The following is a 17,824-nucleotide window of genomic DNA, read 5'->3' as shown; positions in this document are numbered from 1 at the left end:
GGGACGGGCCGGGGCAGGGGAGGGCGCCGCTTGTCGCATCCCCGCCGGCCCCGGTCATCCTCGGGCTTCGAAAAAAGCGGGCCGCTCAGGCGAAGCGCTTCGCCTCGTCCCCGGGGGGCCGGCGGTGTCCGCCGACGCCTCCGCCGCGCCGGCCCGGAAACGGCGGCGCGGGATCGCCCGCATCGGGCCCAGCGCGTGGGCGAGCGCGATGTTCTCGTAGAACTGGCGTGCGCTCTCGGCCCAGGTGTAGCGCAGAGCCTCCTGTCGGCAGCGCGCCCGCGGAACGGCGAGCGCCGCGAGGGCGGCCGCGCGCAGATCGTGATCGAGGGCGCCCGCGCCGGTCCCGCCGATCACGTCGAGGGGGCCGGTGACCGGGTAGGCCGCCACCGGCACGCCGCAGGCCAAGGCTTCGAGCAGCACGATGCCGAAGGTGTCGGTGAGGCTCGGGAACACGAAGGCGTCGGCCGCGGCGTACGTTTTCGCGAGTGCCTCGCCGGTCAGCGCCCCGAGGAAGCGGGCGTCGGGCGCCATCGCCTGGAGGCGGGCCCGGTCCGGCCCGTCGCCGACGATCACCTTCGAGCCCGGCAGATCGAGGCTCAGGAACGCCGAAAGGTTCTTCTCCACCGCGAGCCGCCCGACCGAGAGGAAGATCGGCCGCGGCAGATCCGGAAAGGCCCCTTCGTCGCGCGGGCGAAACAGCTCGGTGTCGACGCCGCGGGTCCAGCGCATCAGCCCGGTAAAGCCGCGCTGCGCCAATTCCCGCTCGAGCGAGGGCGTGCTCACCATGGTGCCGCTGCCCGCCGCATGGAAGCGCCGCAGCCACGCATAGCTCCAGGCCTCCGGCACGGGGGCGCGGGCGGCGAGATATTCGGGGAAGCGGGTGTGGTAGCTCGTGGTGAAGGGCTGGCCCCGCCGCAGGCAGGCGGCGCGCACGGCGTGGCCGATGGGGCCTTCGGTGGCGATGTGGACATGGGTCGGGGCGAGCCGGTCCCAGCGGGTGAGGACGCGGCCCGCGGTCACCAGCGAGAGCCGGATCTCTGAATAGCCCGGCATCGGCACGGAGGCGAAGTCGGCGGGCGTCAGCAGCACCGTCTCGACGCCGAGCGCGGTCCCGGCCTCGGTCATGCGCTCGATCGAGCGCACCACGCCGTTGACCTGCGGATGCCACGCATCCGTCGCGATGAGGAGGCGCATCTCAGGCGACGGCGCGGCGGACGGGGGCGGGCTCGTAGGCCTCCGCCGCGCTGCGCTGGCGCAGCAGGGTCGGGTAGTGCAGCACCTCCATCCGGCCGTCGTAATGCTCGACGATGCCGGTGCAGGATTCCACCCAGTCGCCGGTGTTGAGGTAGGTCAGGCCCTCGATCTGGCGGTGGGCGGCGTGGTGGATATGGCCGCAGATCACGCCGTCGGCGCCCTGGCGCTTGGCTTCGGCCGCCAGAAAGGTCTCGAACTGGCCGATGAAGTTGACCGCGTTCTTTACCTTCAGCTTGGCCCAGGCCGAGAGCGACCAATAGGGCATGCCGAGCCGTCGGCGGACGCGGTTGACCACGGTGTTGACCGCGAGCGCCGAGGTGTAGGCCCAGTCGCCCAGATGCGCGAGCCATTTGGAATGGCGCACCACCATGTCGAACTGGTCGCCGTGGATGACGAGATAACGCTTGCCGTCCGCCGCCTCGTGGATGCGGCTCTCGGCGATCTCCACGCCGCCGAAGGTCATGCCGATATAGTCGCGCAGGAACTCGTCGTGGTTGCCCGGCACGTAGACGACGTGGGCGCCCTTGCGCACCTTGCGCAGCATCTTCTGCACCACGTCGTTGTGGGCCTGCGGCCAGTACCAGCCCGAGCGCAGCTGCCAGCCGTCGACGATGTCGCCGACGAGGTAGATCGTGTCGGCATCGACGTCGCGCAGGAAGTCGAGCAGCAGGGCCGCCTGGCAGCCCTTCGTGCCGAGATGCAGATCGGACAGGAACAGCGTCCGAACGCGGATGGTCGTCTCCGGATCCTGTGACACCAGCGCCTCCGGCCTCGCAATCGGCCAGAGCCAAAACCCAATCCGATCTCAGTTTGATGACGGCGCCGTGCCGCGCCCGGCGGGCGCGTGCCGCCCGAAACCCAGGGCGAGAGGGCCGGGACGGCACCGCAGCGAGCCCCGCCCAGCGGCCCGCGTGCGGTGCACCTGCAGGCCGTGCATACGAAAATCTTTTTGTTTTTCAGTTCAGTTTTTTCGGTTTTGCATCTTCGCCCCGGGAGCGCATAACGGCCGCCAAGGTGATCCGCCGTGCGCGGGCCGTCAGGCTCGTGCGGGACACGCCCGGCAGAGGCGTAAGGATCACCGCGACGGGATGGGGACGCCGACGACAATCAGCGGGAGCGCGCTTGAATGCGCCGCGAGGCTGACGCATCGAGGGTTCGGTTCTTTCGGAGGCGACCGGCGTGTCTGCACGCGCCGCGACGCGGGCGGGATCACAGCCGCTTCGCCGCTCCGGGCCGGTCGACGATCCGACATCGCAGAGTGACGGTTTCCTGCGGCGGACGCATCCCGCGCGCCGCGGAGCCGACGACGTTTCGCGGCGGGCGTACGCTCGCCATCCGAATTTAAGCGGGCCCACGGTCACGAGGCCGGCCTGCGGGTTTCAAGCGGAGGAGACATTCATGGCGGCAACGAGACGTCCGGGACGCAACCACCTGTTCGTTCCCGGCCCGACCAACATCCCGGACCGCGTGATGCGCGCCATGATGGTGCAGTCCGAGGATCACCGTTCGGTCGATTTCCCGTCGCTGACGAAGCCGCTGTTCGAGGACACCAAGAAGGTGTTCGGCTCGACCGAGGGTACGATCTTCCTGTTCCCGGCCTCCGGCACCGGCATCTGGGAATCGGCGCTGACCAACACGCTGGCCCGCGGCGACAAGGTTCTGACCGCCCGCTACGGTCAGTTCAGCCACCTCTGGATCGACATGGCCCAGCGCCTCGGCCTGGACGTGATCGTCCAGGAGGAGGAGTGGGGCACCGGCGCCAAGCCCGAGAAGATCGAGGAGGCGCTGCGCGCCGACAAGGATCACCAGATCAAGGCCGTGATGGTCGTCCATAACGAGACCGCCACCGGCGTGACCTCGAACATCGGCGCCGTGCGCAAGGCGATCGACGCCGCCGGCCACCCGGCCCTGCTGTTCGTCGACGGCGTGTCCTCGATCGGCTCGCTGCCGTTCTACGCCGACGAGTGGAAGGTCGATTGCGCCATCGCCGGCTCCCAGAAGGGCCTGATGCTGCCCGCCGGCCTCGGCGTGATCTGCGTCAGCCAGAAGGCGCTCAAGGCCGCTGAGGGCCAGTCCGGCCGCAACGACCGTCTCGCCCGCGTCTACTTCGACTGGGAAGACCACAAGAAGCAGAACCCCGGCGGCTACTTCCCCTACACCCCGCCGCTGCCGCTGCTCTACGGCCTGCGCGAGGCCCTGGCCTGCCTGTTCGAGGAAGGCCTGGAGAACGTCTACCACCGCCACGCCGTGCTCGGCGAGGCGACCCGCCAGGCGGTCGCGGCCTGGGGCCTGAAGACCTGCGCCAAGTCCTCGGAGTGGAACTCCGACACCGTCACCGCCATCCTGGCGCCCGAGGGTGTGGACGCGGCCAAGATCATCAAGCACGCCTATGTCCGCTACAACCTCGCGCTGGGCGCCGGCCTGTCCCAGGTCGCCGGCAAGGTGTTCCGCATCGGCCACGTCGGTGACCTCAACGAGCTGTCCCTGCTCGGCGCCATCGCCGGTGCCGAGATGTCGCTCATCGACAACGGCGTGAAGGTGACCCCCGGCTCCGGCGTCGCGGCGGCCTCCAGCTACCTGCGCGAGAACCCGCTCAACAAGGGCTGATCGTCGGCCTCGAAGGAAGAAGCGGCGCCGGTTCCGACGGCGCCGCTTCCACGATTGAAAAACAGGTGAGGAATCGCAGGTCGGCGGACGCCAGCGCCGGTCGGCCGGAAGGGGTCCAGAATGACGAAGAAAGTCGTGTTCCTTGATCGCGAGTCGCTCGATGCGACGGTTCGCGAATTCAACTTCCCGCACGAGTACAAGGAATACGAGTCGACCTGGACGCCGGAGGAGATCGTCGAGCGGCTCCAGGGCGCCGAGATCGCCCTCATCAACAAGGTGCCGATGCGCGCCGACACGCTGAAGCAGCTTCCCGACCTGAAGCTGATCGCGGTGGCCGCCACCGGTACGGACGTGGTCGACAAGGCCGCGGCGAAGGCGCAAGGCATCACCGTCGTCAACATCCGCAACTACGCCTTCAACACCGTCCCCGAGCACGTGGTCGGCCTGATGTTCGCGCTGCGCCGCGCCATCGTGCCCTATGCCAATTCCGTGCGCCGCGGCGACTGGAACAAGTCGAAGCAGTTCTGCTACTTCGATTACCCGATCTACGACATCGCCGGCTCGACGCTGGGCATCATCGGCTACGGGGCGCTCGGCAAGTCAATCGCCAAGCGCGCCGAGGCGCTCGGCATGAAGGTGCTGGCCTTCGACGTGTTCCCGCAGGACGGGCTCGTCGATCTCGAGACGATCCTGACCCAGTCGGACGTCATCACGCTCCACGTGCCGCTCACCCCCGACACCCGCAACATGATCGGGGCCGAGCAGCTCAAGAAGATGAAGAAGTCGGCGATCCTCATCAACACCGCCCGCGGCGGGCTGGTGGACGAGGCGGCCCTGCTTCAGGCGCTCAAGGACGGCACCATCGGCGGCGCCGGCTTCGACGTGGTGGCCCAGGAGCCGCCCAAGGACGGCAACATCCTGTGCGATGCCGACCTGCCGAACCTGATCGTCACCCCGCACGTCGCCTGGGCGAGCAAGGAGGCGATGCAGATCCTCGCCGATCAGCTCGTGGACAACGTCGAGGCCTTCGTCGCGGGCAAGCCGCAGAACGTCGTCGAAGCGTGATGTGCAGGCCCCAAAGGGGCGGCGCTGCGAAAAGAATCTCAGGGGCGAGGACGACCGGGGCCGGACGGCCCCGGGCTCATCCTCAACGCAGACGCGCCGCGTGATCCGTCATCGCGGCCCATGACCAACCGGCCAGAGGAATCATGTCCAAGAAGCTGCTCTTCCAGTTCGACACCGATGCCACGCCGAGCGTGTTCGACGTCGTCGTCGGCTATGACGGCGGTGCCGACCACATCACCGGCTACGGCAACGTCACCCCCGACAATGTCGGCGCCTATGTCGACGGCACGATCTACACCCGCGGCGGCAAGGAGAAGCAGTCGACGGCGATCTTCGTCGGCGGCGGCGACATGGCCGCCGGCGAGCGCGTGTTCGAGGCGGTGAAGAAGCGCTTCTTCGGCCCGTTCCGCGTCTCCTGCATGCTGGATTCGAACGGCTCCAACACCACCGCCGCGGCGGGCGTGGCTCTCGTCGTCAAGGCGGCGGGCGGCTCGGTGAAGGGCAAGAAGGCCGTGGTGCTCGCCGGCACCGGCCCGGTCGGCATGCGCTCCGCGGCGCTGCTCGCGGGCGAGGGCGCCGAGGTCGTGCTGTGCGGGCGCAAGCTCGACAAGGCGCAGGCCGCCGCCGACTCGGTCAACAAGCGTTTCAAGGTGAACGTCACCGCCGCCGAGACCCCGGACGACGCCTCGCGCTCCGAGGTTGTGAAGGGCGCCCATCTGGTCTTCGCCGCCGGCGCGATCGGCCTCGAGCTGCTGCCGCAGGCTTCCTGGCAGAACGAGTCGTCGATCGAGATCGTGGCCGACTACAACGCCCAGCCGCCGCTCGGCATCGGCGGGATCGACGCCACCGACAAGGGCAAGGAATACGGCGGCAAGCGCGCCTTCGGTGCGTTGGGCATCGGCGGCCTGAAGCTCAAGCTGCACCGCGCCTGCATCGCCAAGCTGTTCGAGTCAAGCGAGGGCGTGTTCGACGCCGAGGAGATCTACAAGCTCGCCAAGGAAATGGCCTGAGCCATGGCTGCGACCGAGAGCATCGAAACATTCCTCGACGGGCTGGCGAGTTCGGCCCCGACCCCCGGCGGCGGCGGTGCCGCCGCCATCTCCGGCGCCATGGGCGCGGCCCTGGTGTCGATGGTGTGTAACCTCACCATCGGCAAGAAGAAGTACGTCGAGGTCGAGGCCGAGCTGAAGGCGGTTCTCGAAAAGTCCGAGGCCCTGCGCAAGACGCTCACCGGCATGATCGCCGACGACGTCGCGGCCTTCGACGCGGTGATGGGCGCCTACGGGCTCCCGAAGACCACCGACGAGGAGAAGGCCGCGCGTGCGGCCAAGATCCAGGAGGCGCTGAAGACCGCGACCGACGTGCCGCTGGCCTGCTGCCGCGCCTGCCGCGAGGTCATCGACCTTGCCGAGATCACCGCCGACAAGGGCAACCTCAACGTCATCTCGGATGCCGGCGTCGCGGTGCTGTCCGCCTTCGCCGGCCTGCGTTCGGCGGCCCTCAACGTCTACGTCAACGCCAAGGGCCTGGACGACCGTGCCTTCGCCGAGGCGCGGCTCAAGGAACTCGAGACGATCCTGGGCGAGGCCGCCGCACTCAACGAGCGGGTCTACGAGGTCGTCAAGGGCAAGGTGAACTGAGGAACGAGAGAGGGCCACGGCCCTCTCTCTCCTCTCTCGACCGTCGTCCCGAGGGGCCGGGCTTCTCTCGGTCTCGAAGCGGGGTTCGCGGTCCAGGGATCGAGCGAGACGTCCCGAGCCCTCCCTCGAGGTGCCGGTCCGCTCCGCACCGCAAGATCAGAGCGTGCGTGGGATGCGTGTTCCGACCGCTCCACGGCTCGGCCGATACTTTAGAAGCCTGCTAAGTCTCTGTCGGACAGGCAAACTAAAGCACAACAAAAGAAAAAATTGAGAGCAGACCCGCTTCCCGAAAAGTAATTTTTCCGCGAAGGTCGCTCCAACGAAACGCGAAGGAAACGCGAAGGAGGTCTCGATGGACGTTCACGAGTACCAAGCAAAAGAGCTGCTCGCGAGCTTCGGGGTCGCCGTCCCCAAGGGCGCCGTGGCCTTCAGCCCCGATCAGGCGGTCTACGCCGCGACCGAACTCGGCGGCTCGTTCTGGGCGGTCAAGGCCCAGATCCATGCCGGCGCCCGCGGCAAGGCCGGCGGCATCAAGCTCTGCCGCACCTACAACGAGGTGCGCGACGCCGCCCGCGACCTGCTCGGCAAGCGTCTCGTCACGCTTCAGACCGGCCCCGACGGCAAGCCGGTGCAGCGCGTCTACGTCGAGACCGCCGACCCGTTCGAGCGTGAGCTCTATCTCGGCTACGTGCTGGACCGGAAGGCCGAGCGCGTGCGCGTCATCGCCTCCCAGCGCGGCGGCATGGACATCGAGGAGATCGCCGCCAAGGAGCCCGAGGCCCTGATCCAGGTGGTCGTGGAGCCCGCGGTCGGCCTGCAGCAGTTCCAGGCCCGCGAGATCGCGTTCCAGCTCGGCCTCAACATCAAGCAGGTCTCGGCCGCGGTGAAGACCATCATGAACGCCTACCGGGCGTTCCGTGATTGCGACGGCACCATGCTGGAGATCAACCCGCTCGTCGTCACCAAGGACGACCGCGTGCTGGCGCTCGACGCCAAGATGTCCTTCGACGACAACGCCCTGTTCCGCCGCCGCAACATCGCGGACATGCACGACCCGTCCCAGGGCGATCCGCGCGAGGCCCAGGCCGCCGAGCACAACCTCAGCTATATCGGCCTCGACGGCGAGATCGGCTGCATCGTCAACGGCGCGGGTCTGGCCATGGCCACCATGGACATGATCAAGCACGCGGGCGGTGAGCCGGCAAACTTCCTCGATGTCGGCGGCGGTGCCTCGCCTGAGCGCGTCGCGACCGCCTTCCGGCTCGTCCTGTCGGACCGCAACGTGAAGGCGATCCTCGTCAACATCTTCGCCGGCATCAACCGCTGCGACTGGGTCGCTGAGGGCGTGGTGAAGGCGGCCAAGGAAGTGAAGATCGACGTGCCGCTGGTGGTGCGTCTGGCCGGCACCAACGTGGAAGCCGGCAAGAAGATCATCGCGGAGAGCGGGCTCGACCTCATCACCGCCGACACTCTGACGGATGCCGCCAAGAAGGCCGTCGAGGCCTGCAACGGCGCCAAGCGCTAAAGAACGGGGAGGATCACGCCATGAGCATTCTCATCGACGAGAAGACCCCGATCATCGTCCAGGGCATCACGGGCGACAAGGGCACCTTCCACGCCAAGGAAATGATCGCCTACGGCTCGAACGTCGTCGGCGGCGTCACCCCGGGCAAGGGCGGCAAGACCCATTGCGGCGTGCCGGTGTTCAACACCGTCAAGGAGGCGGTGGAGGCCACCGGTGCCACGACTTCGATCACCTTCGTCGCCCCGCCGTTCGCCGCGGACGCGATCATGGAGGCGGCCGATGCCGGCCTGCAGCTCGTCTGCTCGATCACCGACGGCATCCCGGCCCAGGACATGATGCGGGTGAAGCGCTACCTGCGCCGCTACCCCAAGGACAAGCGCACCATGGTGGTGGGCCCGAACTGTGCCGGCATCATCTCGCCCGGCAAGTCGATGCTCGGCATCATGCCCGGCCACATCTACCTGCCGGGCAAGGTCGGCGTCATCTCGCGCTCCGGCACCCTCGGCTACGAGGCCGCCGCGCAGATGAAGGAGCTCGGCATCGGCATCTCGACCTCGGTCGGCATCGGCGGCGACCCGATCAACGGCTCGTCCTTCCTCGATCACCTCGCCCTGTTCGAGCAGGACCCGGAGACCGAGGCCGTGCTGATGATCGGCGAGATCGGCGGCCCGCAGGAGGCCGAGGCCTCGGCCTGGATCAAGGAGAACTTCTCCAAGCCGGTCATCGGCTTCGTCGCGGGTCTCACCGCCCCGAAGGGCCGCCGCATGGGCCATGCCGGCGCGATCATCTCGGCGACCGGCGACAGCGCCGCCGAGAAGGCCGAGATCATGAAGTCGTACGGGCTGACGGTGGCGCCCGATCCGGGCTCCTTCGGCCAGACCGTGGCCGACGTCCTCGCCCGCGCGGCGTAAACCGCGCTCGCCCCTCCCCGACCCGGGAGGGGCGGGGGCACACGGCGGCGGCGACCGTCATCCGGCACGACCCCACCGCCTGCCTCCTCCCTGAAACAGGGAGGAGCGTGCCCCGTGGACGGAGGCGACCCGCCCTCCCGCAGATTGCGGCCTGATGACTTCCGAAAAAACCTCGCCAGGGGGGATTCCCATGACCAAGACGCTGCACGCCCGGCCGTCAGCCGCGACCGACACGACCTTCGCGCCGCCGGTCATCACCGGCACGGCCACCGAGGACGCCCTCGACATCCTGTTCCACGCCCTCCTCGACGTGGCCCGCCGCCACGATCCCGAACTGGAGGACGTGCTGCACGGGCGCGCCGACATCTCATCCTACACCCCCGAGATGCTGGCCCGCGCGCTCCAGGTGCAGGGCATCTGGTTCCAGCTCGTCTCCATCGCCGAGCAGAACGCGGCCATGCGCCGCCGCCGCCACGTCGAGCGCGACCAAGGCCGCGAGGCCCTGAGCGGCTCCTTCGCCAAGGTGCTGGCGGATGCCTCCGCCAAGGGCATCGGCGCGCCGCAGATCCACGCGCTGCTGAAGGATCTGCGCATCCGCCCGACCATCACGGCGCACCCGACCGAGGGCAAGCGCGTCACCGTGCTGGAGAAGCTGCGCCGCATCTACCTCGTCCTGCGCGAGCTGGAGCTGCCGCGCTGGACCGAGCGCGAGCGCAACGGCCTGATGAACGAGTTGCGCGACCAGATCGAGCTGATCTGGATGACGGGCGAATTGCATCTGGAGAAGGCGACCGTCGAGCGCGAGGTCGCCTGGGGCCTGCACTTCTTCGACGAGACCCTGTTCGAGATGCTGCCCGAGATGCTGCTCTCCCTGGAGGAGAGCCTCGCGCAGTACTACCCGGACGAGACCTTCGAGGTGCCGCCGTTCTTCCAGTTCGGCAGCTGGATCGGCGGCGACCGCGACGGCAACCCCTACGTCACCGCGAGCGTCACCCGCGAGACGCTGCAGCGCAACGCGCTCGCCTCGTTGCGGCGCTACCGCGACGGCATCACCCATCTCGGCCGCGTCCTGTCGATCACCGAGCGCTCCCTGCCGGTGCCGGAGACGTTCCGGGCGGAACTCGCGAGCCTGCTCGCCGAATCGGGCGATGCCCGCGCCATCGCCAACCGCAATCCCGGCGAGGCGTATCGCCAGTTCCTGTCCTGCGTGCTGCGCAAGCTCGAAGCGACGATCGCCCGCAACAAGGGCGTCCGCTCGGTCGGGCCCGATTACCCGAGCGCCGACGGGCTGATCAACGATCTGCGGACCCTGGAGAAGGGGCTCGCCGACGCCAAATGCGGCTCGCTCGCCACCGACATCGTCCGCCCCGTGCGCCGGATGGTCGAGATCTTCCGCTTCTCGACCGTCCGGTTGGATCTGCGTGAGAATTCCACGCGCACCACCAAGACGCTCCATGCCCTGTGGGGCTTGCGAAACGGCGACCGCGAGCCGCCGGCCCTCGATGCGCCGGCCTGGAAGGATTGGCTGCTCGCCGAACTCGCCCGGCCGCGCACCCCGGAGACCTCGTTCGAGGATTATGCCGACCGGCTGCCCGACGACGCCCGCGAGACGCTGGCGACCTTCGCGCTGGTGGGCGAGATGCGCGAGCAGCTCGATCGCGAGGCCTTCGGCGCCTTCATCCTGTCGATGACGCGCTCCACCGTGGACGTGCTCGGCGCCTACCTGCTGGCCAAGGAGGCCGGCCTCTTCCTCGACGCCGCCGGCACCGAGATCTGCCCGCTGCCGATCGTGCCGCTGTTCGAGACCATCGACGACCTGCGCGCCGCGCCCGCGATCATGAAGGAGCTGCTCGGCATCCCCGTGGTGCGCCGCGCCACCCGCTGGCAGGGCGGCGTGCAGGAGGTGATGATCGGCTACTCGGATTCGAACAAGGACGGCGGTTTCGTCGCCTCGAACTGGGAGCTGTACAAGGCGCAGACCAAGCTGACCGATCTCGGCAAGCAGGCCGGCGTGCCGATCGCCTTCTTTCACGGGCGCGGCGGCTCGGTCAGCCGCGGCGGCGTGCCGACCCATCGCGGCATCGCGGCCCAGCCGCCGGGCTCGATCAACGGGCGCTTCCGCATCACCGAGCAGGGCGAGGTCGTCTCGTTCAAATACGCCAACCGCGGCACTGCCGCCTACCAGATGGAGCTGCTGGCGGCCTCGGTCCTCGAGCACGCGCTGCATTCGGAGAAGAACGGCCTCAACGGCTCGCGCTCCGAGTTCGACGACGCGCTGGAGGCGCTCTCCGGTGCTTCGCGGGCGGCATACGTCAACTTCATCCAGGCCGAGGGGCTGGTGGATTACTTCCAGGCGGCGAGCCCGCTGGACGAGATCGCGCTGCTCAACATCGGCTCGCGGCCGGCCCGCCGCTTCGGCGCCAAGTCGCTGTCGGATCTGCGCGCGATCCCGTGGGTGTTCGCGTGGTCGCAGAACCGCCATGTCATCACCGGCTGGTACGGCGTCGGCTCGGGGCTGAAGAGCTTCATCGATGTGCGCGGCGCGCAGGGCGAGGCCCAGCTGAAGCGCCTGTTCGAGCATTCGCGCCCCTTCCGCCTCGTCCTCGACGAGGTCGAGAAGACGCTGCTGATGGTCGATCTGGAGATCGCCCGCGATTACGCTGGCCTCGTCGAGAACGCGGGGGTTCGCGAGCGCATCTTCGGTATGATCGAGCGGGAATACGCGCTGACCAAGGAGATGGTGCTGCGCATCAGCGGCGACACCGAGCTGGCCCAGCGCTTCCCACAATTCCGCGAGCGTCTGCACGGGCGCCTGCCGACCATCAACCAGGTCAGCCGCGAGCAGGTCGAATTGCTGCGCCGCTTCCGCAGCGAGACCGACGAGGACAAGCGCGAGGCGGTGAAGTCCGCCCTGCTCCTGTCGATCAACTGCATCGCGGTCGGCTTCGGCGCGACGGGCTGAGCATCGGCCCGAAAGGTGGGAACCGGCTTTCGGACAAGCCGATGCGGCACGAGAACCCAGAGCATCGGCCCGAGGGGACGATGCGCTGAGGCGAACGATCAGGCTCACGTGTCGCTGGGCTCGGCTGGACGGCCGGGCCCCGCGCGCGAGATAGACGGCACGACGCGCGAGAACGCGGGTGCCGAGGCAAACGGTCTCAAGAACGGAGGAATCACGATGAGCTTCACCCTGATCCAGCAGGCGACCCCCCGCCTGCACCGCTCGGAACTCGCGGTTCCCGGCTCCAACCCGACCTTCATGGAGAAGTCGGCCTCGTCGGCGGCCGACGTGATCTTCCTCGACCTCGAGGACGCGGTGGCGCCCGACGACAAGGAGCAGGCCCGCAAGAACATCATCCAGGCCCTGAACGAGATCGATTGGGGCAACAAGACCATGATGATCCGCATCAACGGTCTCGACACCCACTACATGTACCGTGACGTCGTCGACATCGTGGAGGCCTGCCCGCGCCTCGACATGATCCTGATCCCCAAGGTCGGCGTGCCGCAGGACGTCTACGCCATCGACGTGCTGGTGACCCAGATCGAGCAGGCCAAGAAGCGCGAGAAGAAGCTCGGCTTCGAGGTGCTGATCGAGACCGCGCTGGGCATGGCCAATGTCGAGGCGATCGCGACCTCCTCCAAGCGCCTCGAGGCGATGTCCTTCGGCGTGGCCGACTACGCCGCCTCCTGCCGCACCCGCTCGACCGTGATCGGCGGCGTCAACGAGGATTACTCGGTGCTCACCGACAAGGACGAGGCCGGCAACCGCCAGACGCATTGGCAGGATCCGTGGCTGTTCGCCCAGCAGCGCATGCTGGTCGCCTGCCGCGCCTACGGCCTGCGCCCGATCGACGGCCCGTTCGGCGACTTCTCGGACCAGGACGGCTACATCTCGGCCGCCCGCCGCTGCGCCGCCGCCGGCTACGAGGGCAAGTGGGCGATCCACCCCTCGCAGATCGAGCTCGCCAACGACGTGTTCACGCCCTCCGAGAAGGAGGTCGAGAAGGCCCGCCGCATCCTCCAGGCCATGGAAGAGGCCGCCAAGGCCGGCCGCGGCGCCGTGGCTCTCGACGGCCGCCTCATCGACATCGCCTCGATCCGCATGGCCGAGGCGCTGATCCAGAAGGCCGACGCGATGAAGAAGTGATGTCTTCACGATCGCATCGTCCTGCGGGAACGATGTCGGGTCGGTGACGGAGAAGGCCGGGCATGCCCGGCCTTTTTCGTTGTCAGGCCTCCGGCCCGCCGCGCCGGCTGTCACGCCACCGGCGTGGCGTCAGGCCGGTCCATGCGAGGAAGGCGCGGCTGAAATGGGCCGCGTCCGCATAGCCGAGTTCGAGCCCGATGCGGCCGATGGGAAGCCGGTCGGCCGCGAGCAGCGTTTCGGCACGGCGGATCAGCACACGGCGCTGGATCTCGGCATAGCCCATCCCCTCGGCTTCCAGCCGTCGCTGGAGCGTCCGCCGCGACAGCCCGAGACGGCCGGCGATCCCGTCGATGGACGGGCGCGCCTCGTCGAGAGCGAGTTCGATCAGGTGCGCGACGCAAGTCCCGAGACCGCTGCCGATCGGCGCGTCCGCGCTCGCGCCGCACGCTCCGGTGCGGCTCGGGTTCGCGGCATCGAGGCGATGCGCGGGAAAGACGAGGCCGGCCCGCGGCCCGAGCACGACGGTGCAGCCCAACAGCGTCTCGATCTCGCTGCGGGCCGCCAAGTGCGCGCCCGTCACCACGGCCCGCTCCGGCTGCCACGCGGCGCCGAGGAAGTGGCGGACGGTGCCGAGCAGGTATCCGAGCGCCAGCACCTCGTTCGCCTGCCGCCCCGCCTCGATCCGCTCGGTGACGGCGTACCCGTAGAAGGCCTCCGTGCCGCGTCGGCGCAGGCCGGTCCAAGTCGCCGTCTGGAGAAGCTGCGGCGTCACGGTTTCGACCCGCCGCAACGCTGCACCCAGACTGTCCGACGAGCGGACCTGCGTGCCGATGGGCCCGAGCCCGGCGATGCCGGTGGCTGTCGAGAGGCGGGCCGGCAGGGCCGGATCGCCGATCTCGCGGATCGCGGCCTCGACCAGCGCGAGCTGATCGCGCAGCAGGATCAGCCGGTCGGGCGTGTCGAGGAGGCTCAGCGGCATCCCGGCCCGGCCGAACACCCGCGCGAGCGATCCGCCCGCCATCCGGACGGCCTCGGCGATGGGGCCCATCGTCCGGGCTCGGGTCAGGCCGTGATCCGGCATGTGCGCCTCCCGCGCCCAGCGTTGGCCGGCTGGCACCGAATGGCAAGAGCGACGAGCGAAACCGGTCTTCCATCCGGCTCGGCCGAGGCAGCGCGGGCCTCCCGCCCGCGCGCGGCCTATCGGGAGGACACCATGCCGACGCTTCCCTTCGACGACCGCGCCATCGCGTGGCAGACCATCGAGGGCTTCGACCACGCCGCCTATCATATCCTGAGCGTCGATGAGGAGGCGCGGATCGTCGACCTGCTCTTCAAGTTCACGGCCAACCAGCGGATCGCCCTGCATCGGCATGGGGCCGATTACCGAACGCTCGTTCTCCAGGGCGAGTTGCGCCTCTACCGGCCGGACGGCAGCCTGAAGGAGATCAGACCCGTCGGCAGCTACGTCGCCGGCCGGGCCGGGGGCGAGCCCCACACGGAGGGCGGCGGCGATCAGGACGTGATCGTCTACTTCACGAACCGCGGCATCGATGGCCCGGTCTACGAAATCCTCGATGAGGGCCACGCCGTCGTCGCGGCCTTCGGCATCCCGGAATTCAAGGCGCTCCACGCCGCGCAGGCCGCGAGGTCGGCCTGATGTCCACCTCTCCCTCCGCCCGGCGACAATCCGGCGAGCGACCCGTCAGGAGGGCGAGGCACAAACGCTTCGCGCGGATCCAGCACGTTGCTCTCGTCATGGGTGCGCTCGCCGCCACACCCGCGAGGGCGGACGACTTGCGTCCGCCCTCGCTCGCGGTGCTGCCGATCAAGCTCCTCGACACCTCCGGCGAACCGACCGATCAGTCCGCCCAGCATGCCGAGCGGCTGGCGCGCCTCGGCGAACACCTCGCCGCCGACCTCACGCGTCTCGGTCTCGCCCGTGCGACGCTCCTTCCGATCGATGGTCCCCTGCGGACCTGTCCCTCCGGGGATGCCGCCTGCCTCCTGCGCGTCGCCCGGGACGAAGGGGCCGAATGGGTCTTCGTCGGCGTCGTCCACAAGAGCAGCACGCTGATCCTTCAGCTTTGGGCGCGGCTGGTAGAGGTCCGCACGGGGCGGGACATCCTCTCCCGCGACCTCAACTTCCGGGGCGACACGGACGAGGCGTGGCAACGCGCGGAACGGTTCCTCGCCGAACAGATCCGCGACGGGCTCCCGCCGCGCCGCTGACGCGCCGCGACACACGCTTTGCCCGGATGCCCGGCGGGGTCAGCCGCCGGGTCCCGCGTCTTCGCGGCGGGGATCCCGCCGCGCCGAGCCTCAGGCGGCCCGGATATCGGTGAGGAACTGCTCGACCTCGGTGCGCAGAAGCTGGGATTGATGCGCCAGATCGTCCGAGGCCTGGAGGACGGAGCCGGCGGCGAGGCCGGCCTCGTCGGCGACACGGGCCACCTCGCCGATGTCGCTCGTCACGGCGCCGGTTCCGGCCGAAGCCTGGTTCATGCTCCGAACGATCTCCTGCGTGGTGACGCCCTGCTCCTCCACGGAGGCGGCGATGTTCGTCGTGACGGCATTCATCGTCCGGATCCGTGCGGTGATGCCCTGGATCGCCTGCATCGCCCCGTTCGTCGCCGCCTGGATCGCGGCGACCTGCTGGCCGATCTCCGCGGTGGCCCGCGTGGTCTGGCCGGCCAGCTCCTTCACCTCGACGGCCACGACCGCGAAGCCGCGACCGGCCTCGCCCGCCCGGGCCGCCTCGATCGTCGCGTTGAGCGCCAGGAGGTTGGTCTGGCCGGCGATGCTCGAGACCAGGTTGACCACGTCGTCGATGCGGGAGGCCGCGGCGGCCAGGGTCACCATCATCTCCTCGGTGCGGATCGCCTCCTGGACGGCGTCCGAGGACACGCCCGTCGCCTGCTCGACCAGCCGGCCGATCTCCTCGACCGTGGCGCCGAGTTCTTCCGCGGCGGCAGCCACGGCATTGACGCTGGCCGCGGTCTGCTCGGCCGCGGCGGCGACGCTGCCGGAGCGCTGCGACGTATCCTCCACCGCCCGCTTCATGCTGTCCGAGGAGCCGTGAAGCGCATCGACCGCCGTCGAGACGCGGGTGACGATGCCGCCGACGGAGTTCTCGAACCGGCCGGCGAGGTCACGCAGGAGCGAGCGGCGCGCCTGCTCCTCGCGCAGGCGGGCCGCCTCGGTCGTCTCGAGCTGCTGGGCGGCCTCCTCCAGCGAGATGTCGCGGATCGTCACGACGGCCTGTGCGATGTCGCCGATCTCGTCCCGGCGGGCGCTCCCCGGAACTTCGGTCAGCGGCTCGCGGGCGGCGAGCGCATTCAGGGCGCGGGTCAGGGCATCGAGGGGGCGGACGATCGACCGCGCCATGCCGAGGCCGAGCAGGGCGGTCATGGCCAGCACGCCGAGCCCGATCAGGGCGAGCGTGCGCGAGAGGCTCTGCACCGCGCCGATGGCCTCGGCCTCGCTCTGGACGGCGACGACCTTCCAGGGGGTGCCGAGCACCTCCACTCCGGCGACGGCACCCATCTGACGACCCCGGTCGTCGGTGAACGCGAAGGTCTCGCGATCGGTGAGCGATTTCGGATCGAGTTCGGCAGACGTGACGGAATGACCTGCCTTCACCTGGGTCGTCAGGGCCGGGTTGCTGCGCAGCAGCCCGTCCCCACCGAGGGCGAAGGCCTGGCCCGTCTCTCCCAGGCCGTTGCGCTTCGACAGGGTCCGGTCGAACAGCTTCGAATCGACGCGCAGCACCACGAAGCCGGCCCGCTCCTCGACGTTGTCGGTGCCCATCGCGATGCTCGCGGGCTTGGTCAGGACGCGGCCGATGAAGGCCGAGGGCCCTTCGCCGACCGGGTAGGGCGCGAAATCCTCGAACAGGACGGTCTGGTCGTCGCCGAAGCGCAGGCGGTCGTAGAGCCGCGCGATGCCGGTCCGGTTCAGCGAGGGGTCCATCACGGACTTGGCGAAGTCCTCACCCTTCGTCGTCGTGTAGACGACGCGGCCCGCCTCATCGATCACCATCAGGTCGGCATAGCCCGGCTGTCCGACGAGCTTGCGGGCGACGTCCTGCACCTTGGCATGGCGGCGCCCGTACAGCGTGTTGGTGGACAGGCCGTCGAAGGCGATGCGGGCCTCGACCGTGGCGGGCGCCCTGAACGCCTTCACCATCGCGGCCGTATCCTCCCTGGACGTGTCGAGCATCTCGATCAGGTCCGGCGCGTTCGCCGCGAGCAGGGGATGGGAGGCGACGGCCAGGAAGTCCGCCTGGAGGCGCTCGGCGATCAGGACGATGCTGTTGCGCTCGGCCGCAGCCGTAAGCTGGAGGCGGTGACGGGCTTCCTCGATCAGGCTGGTGCGGGCGGAGTTCCAGCTGAACCCTCCCATCGCCGCGGCACTGATGAGGGCAAGCCCGATCGTCATGGCGGGCAACCGTATCGTCAACCGACCGAAGTTCAACATTGTCGTCACTGTCCACGCCGTCATCTGGAGCATGTCGTTGTTGGCATGGATTCATTAATAAAACAGTCGAGTGTCGGCACGAATGATATTTCGAATTATAAGATCATAAGAACAAAGAGATGTCGGGATTGGCGTGTTGATTTGTCCCGATGCTTGCGCAATGCTCCTGGTGTCTGATGTCATAGGTCCTTGTATG

At 68.8% G+C, this 17,824-nt stretch carries 14 protein-coding genes; 10 read left to right on the top strand and 4 right to left on the bottom strand.

What is annotated here, in order from left to right:
- Nucleotides 1–54 precede the first annotated feature (54 nt).
- Together BM140_RS09645 and BM140_RS09640 are read right to left on the bottom strand one after the other, a co-directional pair.
- Complete coding sequence (locus BM140_RS09645; RefSeq protein ID WP_091944730.1) at nucleotides 55–1,194, bottom strand: glycosyltransferase family 4 protein; 1,140 nt, start codon at nucleotides 1,192–1,194, stop codon at nucleotides 55–57.
- 1 nt (nucleotide 1,195) lies between these two features.
- Complete coding sequence (locus BM140_RS09640; RefSeq protein ID WP_091944727.1) at nucleotides 1,196–2,011, bottom strand: UDP-2,3-diacylglucosamine diphosphatase; 816 nt, start codon at nucleotides 2,009–2,011, stop codon at nucleotides 1,196–1,198.
- A gap of 641 nt (nucleotides 2,012–2,652) precedes the next feature.
- Between BM140_RS09640 and BM140_RS09635 the strand changes: the two genes are divergently transcribed.
- From BM140_RS09635 to BM140_RS09600, 8 genes are all read left to right on the top strand, one after another.
- Nucleotides 2,653–3,861, top strand: coding sequence for an aminotransferase class V-fold PLP-dependent enzyme (locus BM140_RS09635; protein WP_091944724.1), 1,209 nt, complete (start codon nucleotides 2,653–2,655; stop codon nucleotides 3,859–3,861).
- 120 nt (nucleotides 3,862–3,981) lie between these two features.
- Entirely contained in the window at nucleotides 3,982–4,926 is a 945-nt protein-coding gene (locus tag BM140_RS09630) for a D-2-hydroxyacid dehydrogenase (RefSeq protein ID WP_091944721.1), read from the top strand.
- Nucleotides 4,927–5,069: 143 nt separating this feature from the next.
- Nucleotides 5,070–5,936, top strand: coding sequence for an NADP-dependent methylenetetrahydromethanopterin/methylenetetrahydrofolate dehydrogenase (locus BM140_RS09625; protein ID WP_091944718.1), 867 nt, complete (start codon nucleotides 5,070–5,072; stop codon nucleotides 5,934–5,936).
- Nucleotides 5,937–5,939: 3 nt separating this feature from the next.
- On the top strand, nucleotides 5,940–6,566 hold the full coding sequence (gene fchA / locus BM140_RS09620) for a methenyltetrahydrofolate cyclohydrolase (RefSeq protein WP_091944715.1): 627 nt from the start codon (nucleotides 5,940–5,942) through the stop codon (nucleotides 6,564–6,566).
- Nucleotides 6,567–6,918: 352 nt separating this feature from the next.
- Nucleotides 6,919–8,091, top strand: a complete 1,173-nt coding sequence (locus tag BM140_RS09615; protein WP_091944712.1) for a malate--CoA ligase subunit beta — start codon at nucleotides 6,919–6,921, stop codon at nucleotides 8,089–8,091.
- A 20-nt stretch (nucleotides 8,092–8,111) separates the two neighbouring features.
- Nucleotides 8,112–9,002 carry a succinate--CoA ligase subunit alpha gene (gene sucD / locus BM140_RS09610; protein WP_091944709.1) on the top strand — a complete coding sequence of 297 codons (891 nt, stop codon included), beginning with the start codon at nucleotides 8,112–8,114 and terminating at the stop codon, nucleotides 9,000–9,002.
- A 190-nt stretch (nucleotides 9,003–9,192) separates the two neighbouring features.
- Nucleotides 9,193–11,964 carry a phosphoenolpyruvate carboxylase gene (locus tag BM140_RS09605; RefSeq protein ID WP_091944705.1) on the top strand — a complete coding sequence of 924 codons (2,772 nt, stop codon included), beginning with the start codon at nucleotides 9,193–9,195 and terminating at the stop codon, nucleotides 11,962–11,964.
- 216 nt (nucleotides 11,965–12,180) lie between these two features.
- On the top strand, nucleotides 12,181–13,152 hold the full coding sequence (locus tag BM140_RS09600; RefSeq protein WP_091944702.1) for an HpcH/HpaI aldolase/citrate lyase family protein: 972 nt from the start codon (nucleotides 12,181–12,183) through the stop codon (nucleotides 13,150–13,152).
- 82 nt (nucleotides 13,153–13,234) lie between these two features.
- Here the strand turns inward: BM140_RS09600 and BM140_RS09595 are convergent, their stop codons facing one another.
- Nucleotides 13,235–14,233, bottom strand: a complete 999-nt coding sequence (locus BM140_RS09595) for an AraC family transcriptional regulator (RefSeq protein WP_091944698.1) — start codon at nucleotides 14,231–14,233, stop codon at nucleotides 13,235–13,237.
- Nucleotides 14,234–14,365: 132 nt separating this feature from the next.
- Between BM140_RS09595 and BM140_RS09590 the strand changes: the two genes are divergently transcribed.
- Together BM140_RS09590 and BM140_RS09585 are read left to right on the top strand one after the other, a co-directional pair.
- A complete protein-coding gene (locus BM140_RS09590; RefSeq protein WP_091944696.1) occupies nucleotides 14,366–14,809 on the top strand; it encodes a cupin domain-containing protein in 444 nt (147 codons plus the stop codon).
- Between the two features lie 137 nt (nucleotides 14,810–14,946).
- A complete protein-coding gene (locus tag BM140_RS09585) occupies nucleotides 14,947–15,381 on the top strand; it encodes a DUF2380 domain-containing protein (RefSeq protein WP_244535368.1) in 435 nt (144 codons plus the stop codon).
- Between the two features lie 90 nt (nucleotides 15,382–15,471).
- On the opposite strand, the gene BM140_RS09580 is transcribed toward BM140_RS09585, so the two are convergent.
- A complete protein-coding gene (locus tag BM140_RS09580) occupies nucleotides 15,472–17,628 on the bottom strand; it encodes a methyl-accepting chemotaxis protein (protein ID WP_091944690.1) in 2,157 nt (718 codons plus the stop codon).
- Nucleotides 17,629–17,824: the final 196 nt, after the last annotated feature.

Source organism: Methylorubrum salsuginis (genome assembly GCF_900114375.1).
GTDB classification, from domain to species: Bacteria; Pseudomonadota; Alphaproteobacteria; order Rhizobiales; family Beijerinckiaceae; genus Methylobacterium; species Methylobacterium salsuginis.
This window is presented reverse-complemented; position numbering and strand designations above follow the sequence as displayed.

Excerpts from the sequence above, each read along its gene's own strand:
- BM140_RS09645 (WP_091944730.1), bottom strand. The coding sequence starts at position 1,194 with ATGCGCCTCCTCATCGCGACGGATGCGTGGCATCCGCAGGTCAACGGC.
- BM140_RS09635 (WP_091944724.1), top strand. The coding sequence starts at position 2,653 with ATGGCGGCAACGAGACGTCCGGGACGCAACCACCTGTTCGTTCCCGGC.
- BM140_RS09630 (WP_091944721.1), top strand. The coding sequence starts at position 3,982 with ATGACGAAGAAAGTCGTGTTCCTTGATCGCGAGTCGCTCGATGCGACG.
- BM140_RS09625 (WP_091944718.1), top strand. The coding sequence starts at position 5,070 with ATGTCCAAGAAGCTGCTCTTCCAGTTCGACACCGATGCCACGCCGAGC.
- fchA (WP_091944715.1), top strand. The coding sequence starts at position 5,940 with ATGGCTGCGACCGAGAGCATCGAAACATTCCTCGACGGGCTGGCGAGT.
- BM140_RS09615 (WP_091944712.1), top strand. The coding sequence starts at position 6,919 with ATGGACGTTCACGAGTACCAAGCAAAAGAGCTGCTCGCGAGCTTCGGG.
- sucD (WP_091944709.1), top strand. The coding sequence starts at position 8,112 with ATGAGCATTCTCATCGACGAGAAGACCCCGATCATCGTCCAGGGCATC.
- BM140_RS09605 (WP_091944705.1), top strand. The coding sequence starts at position 9,193 with ATGACCAAGACGCTGCACGCCCGGCCGTCAGCCGCGACCGACACGACC.
- BM140_RS09600 (WP_091944702.1), top strand. The coding sequence starts at position 12,181 with ATGAGCTTCACCCTGATCCAGCAGGCGACCCCCCGCCTGCACCGCTCG.
- BM140_RS09595 (WP_091944698.1), bottom strand. The coding sequence starts at position 14,233 with ATGCCGGATCACGGCCTGACCCGAGCCCGGACGATGGGCCCCATCGCC.
- BM140_RS09590 (WP_091944696.1), top strand. The coding sequence starts at position 14,366 with ATGCCGACGCTTCCCTTCGACGACCGCGCCATCGCGTGGCAGACCATC.
- BM140_RS09580 (WP_091944690.1), bottom strand. The coding sequence starts at position 17,628 with ATGTTGAACTTCGGTCGGTTGACGATACGGTTGCCCGCCATGACGATC.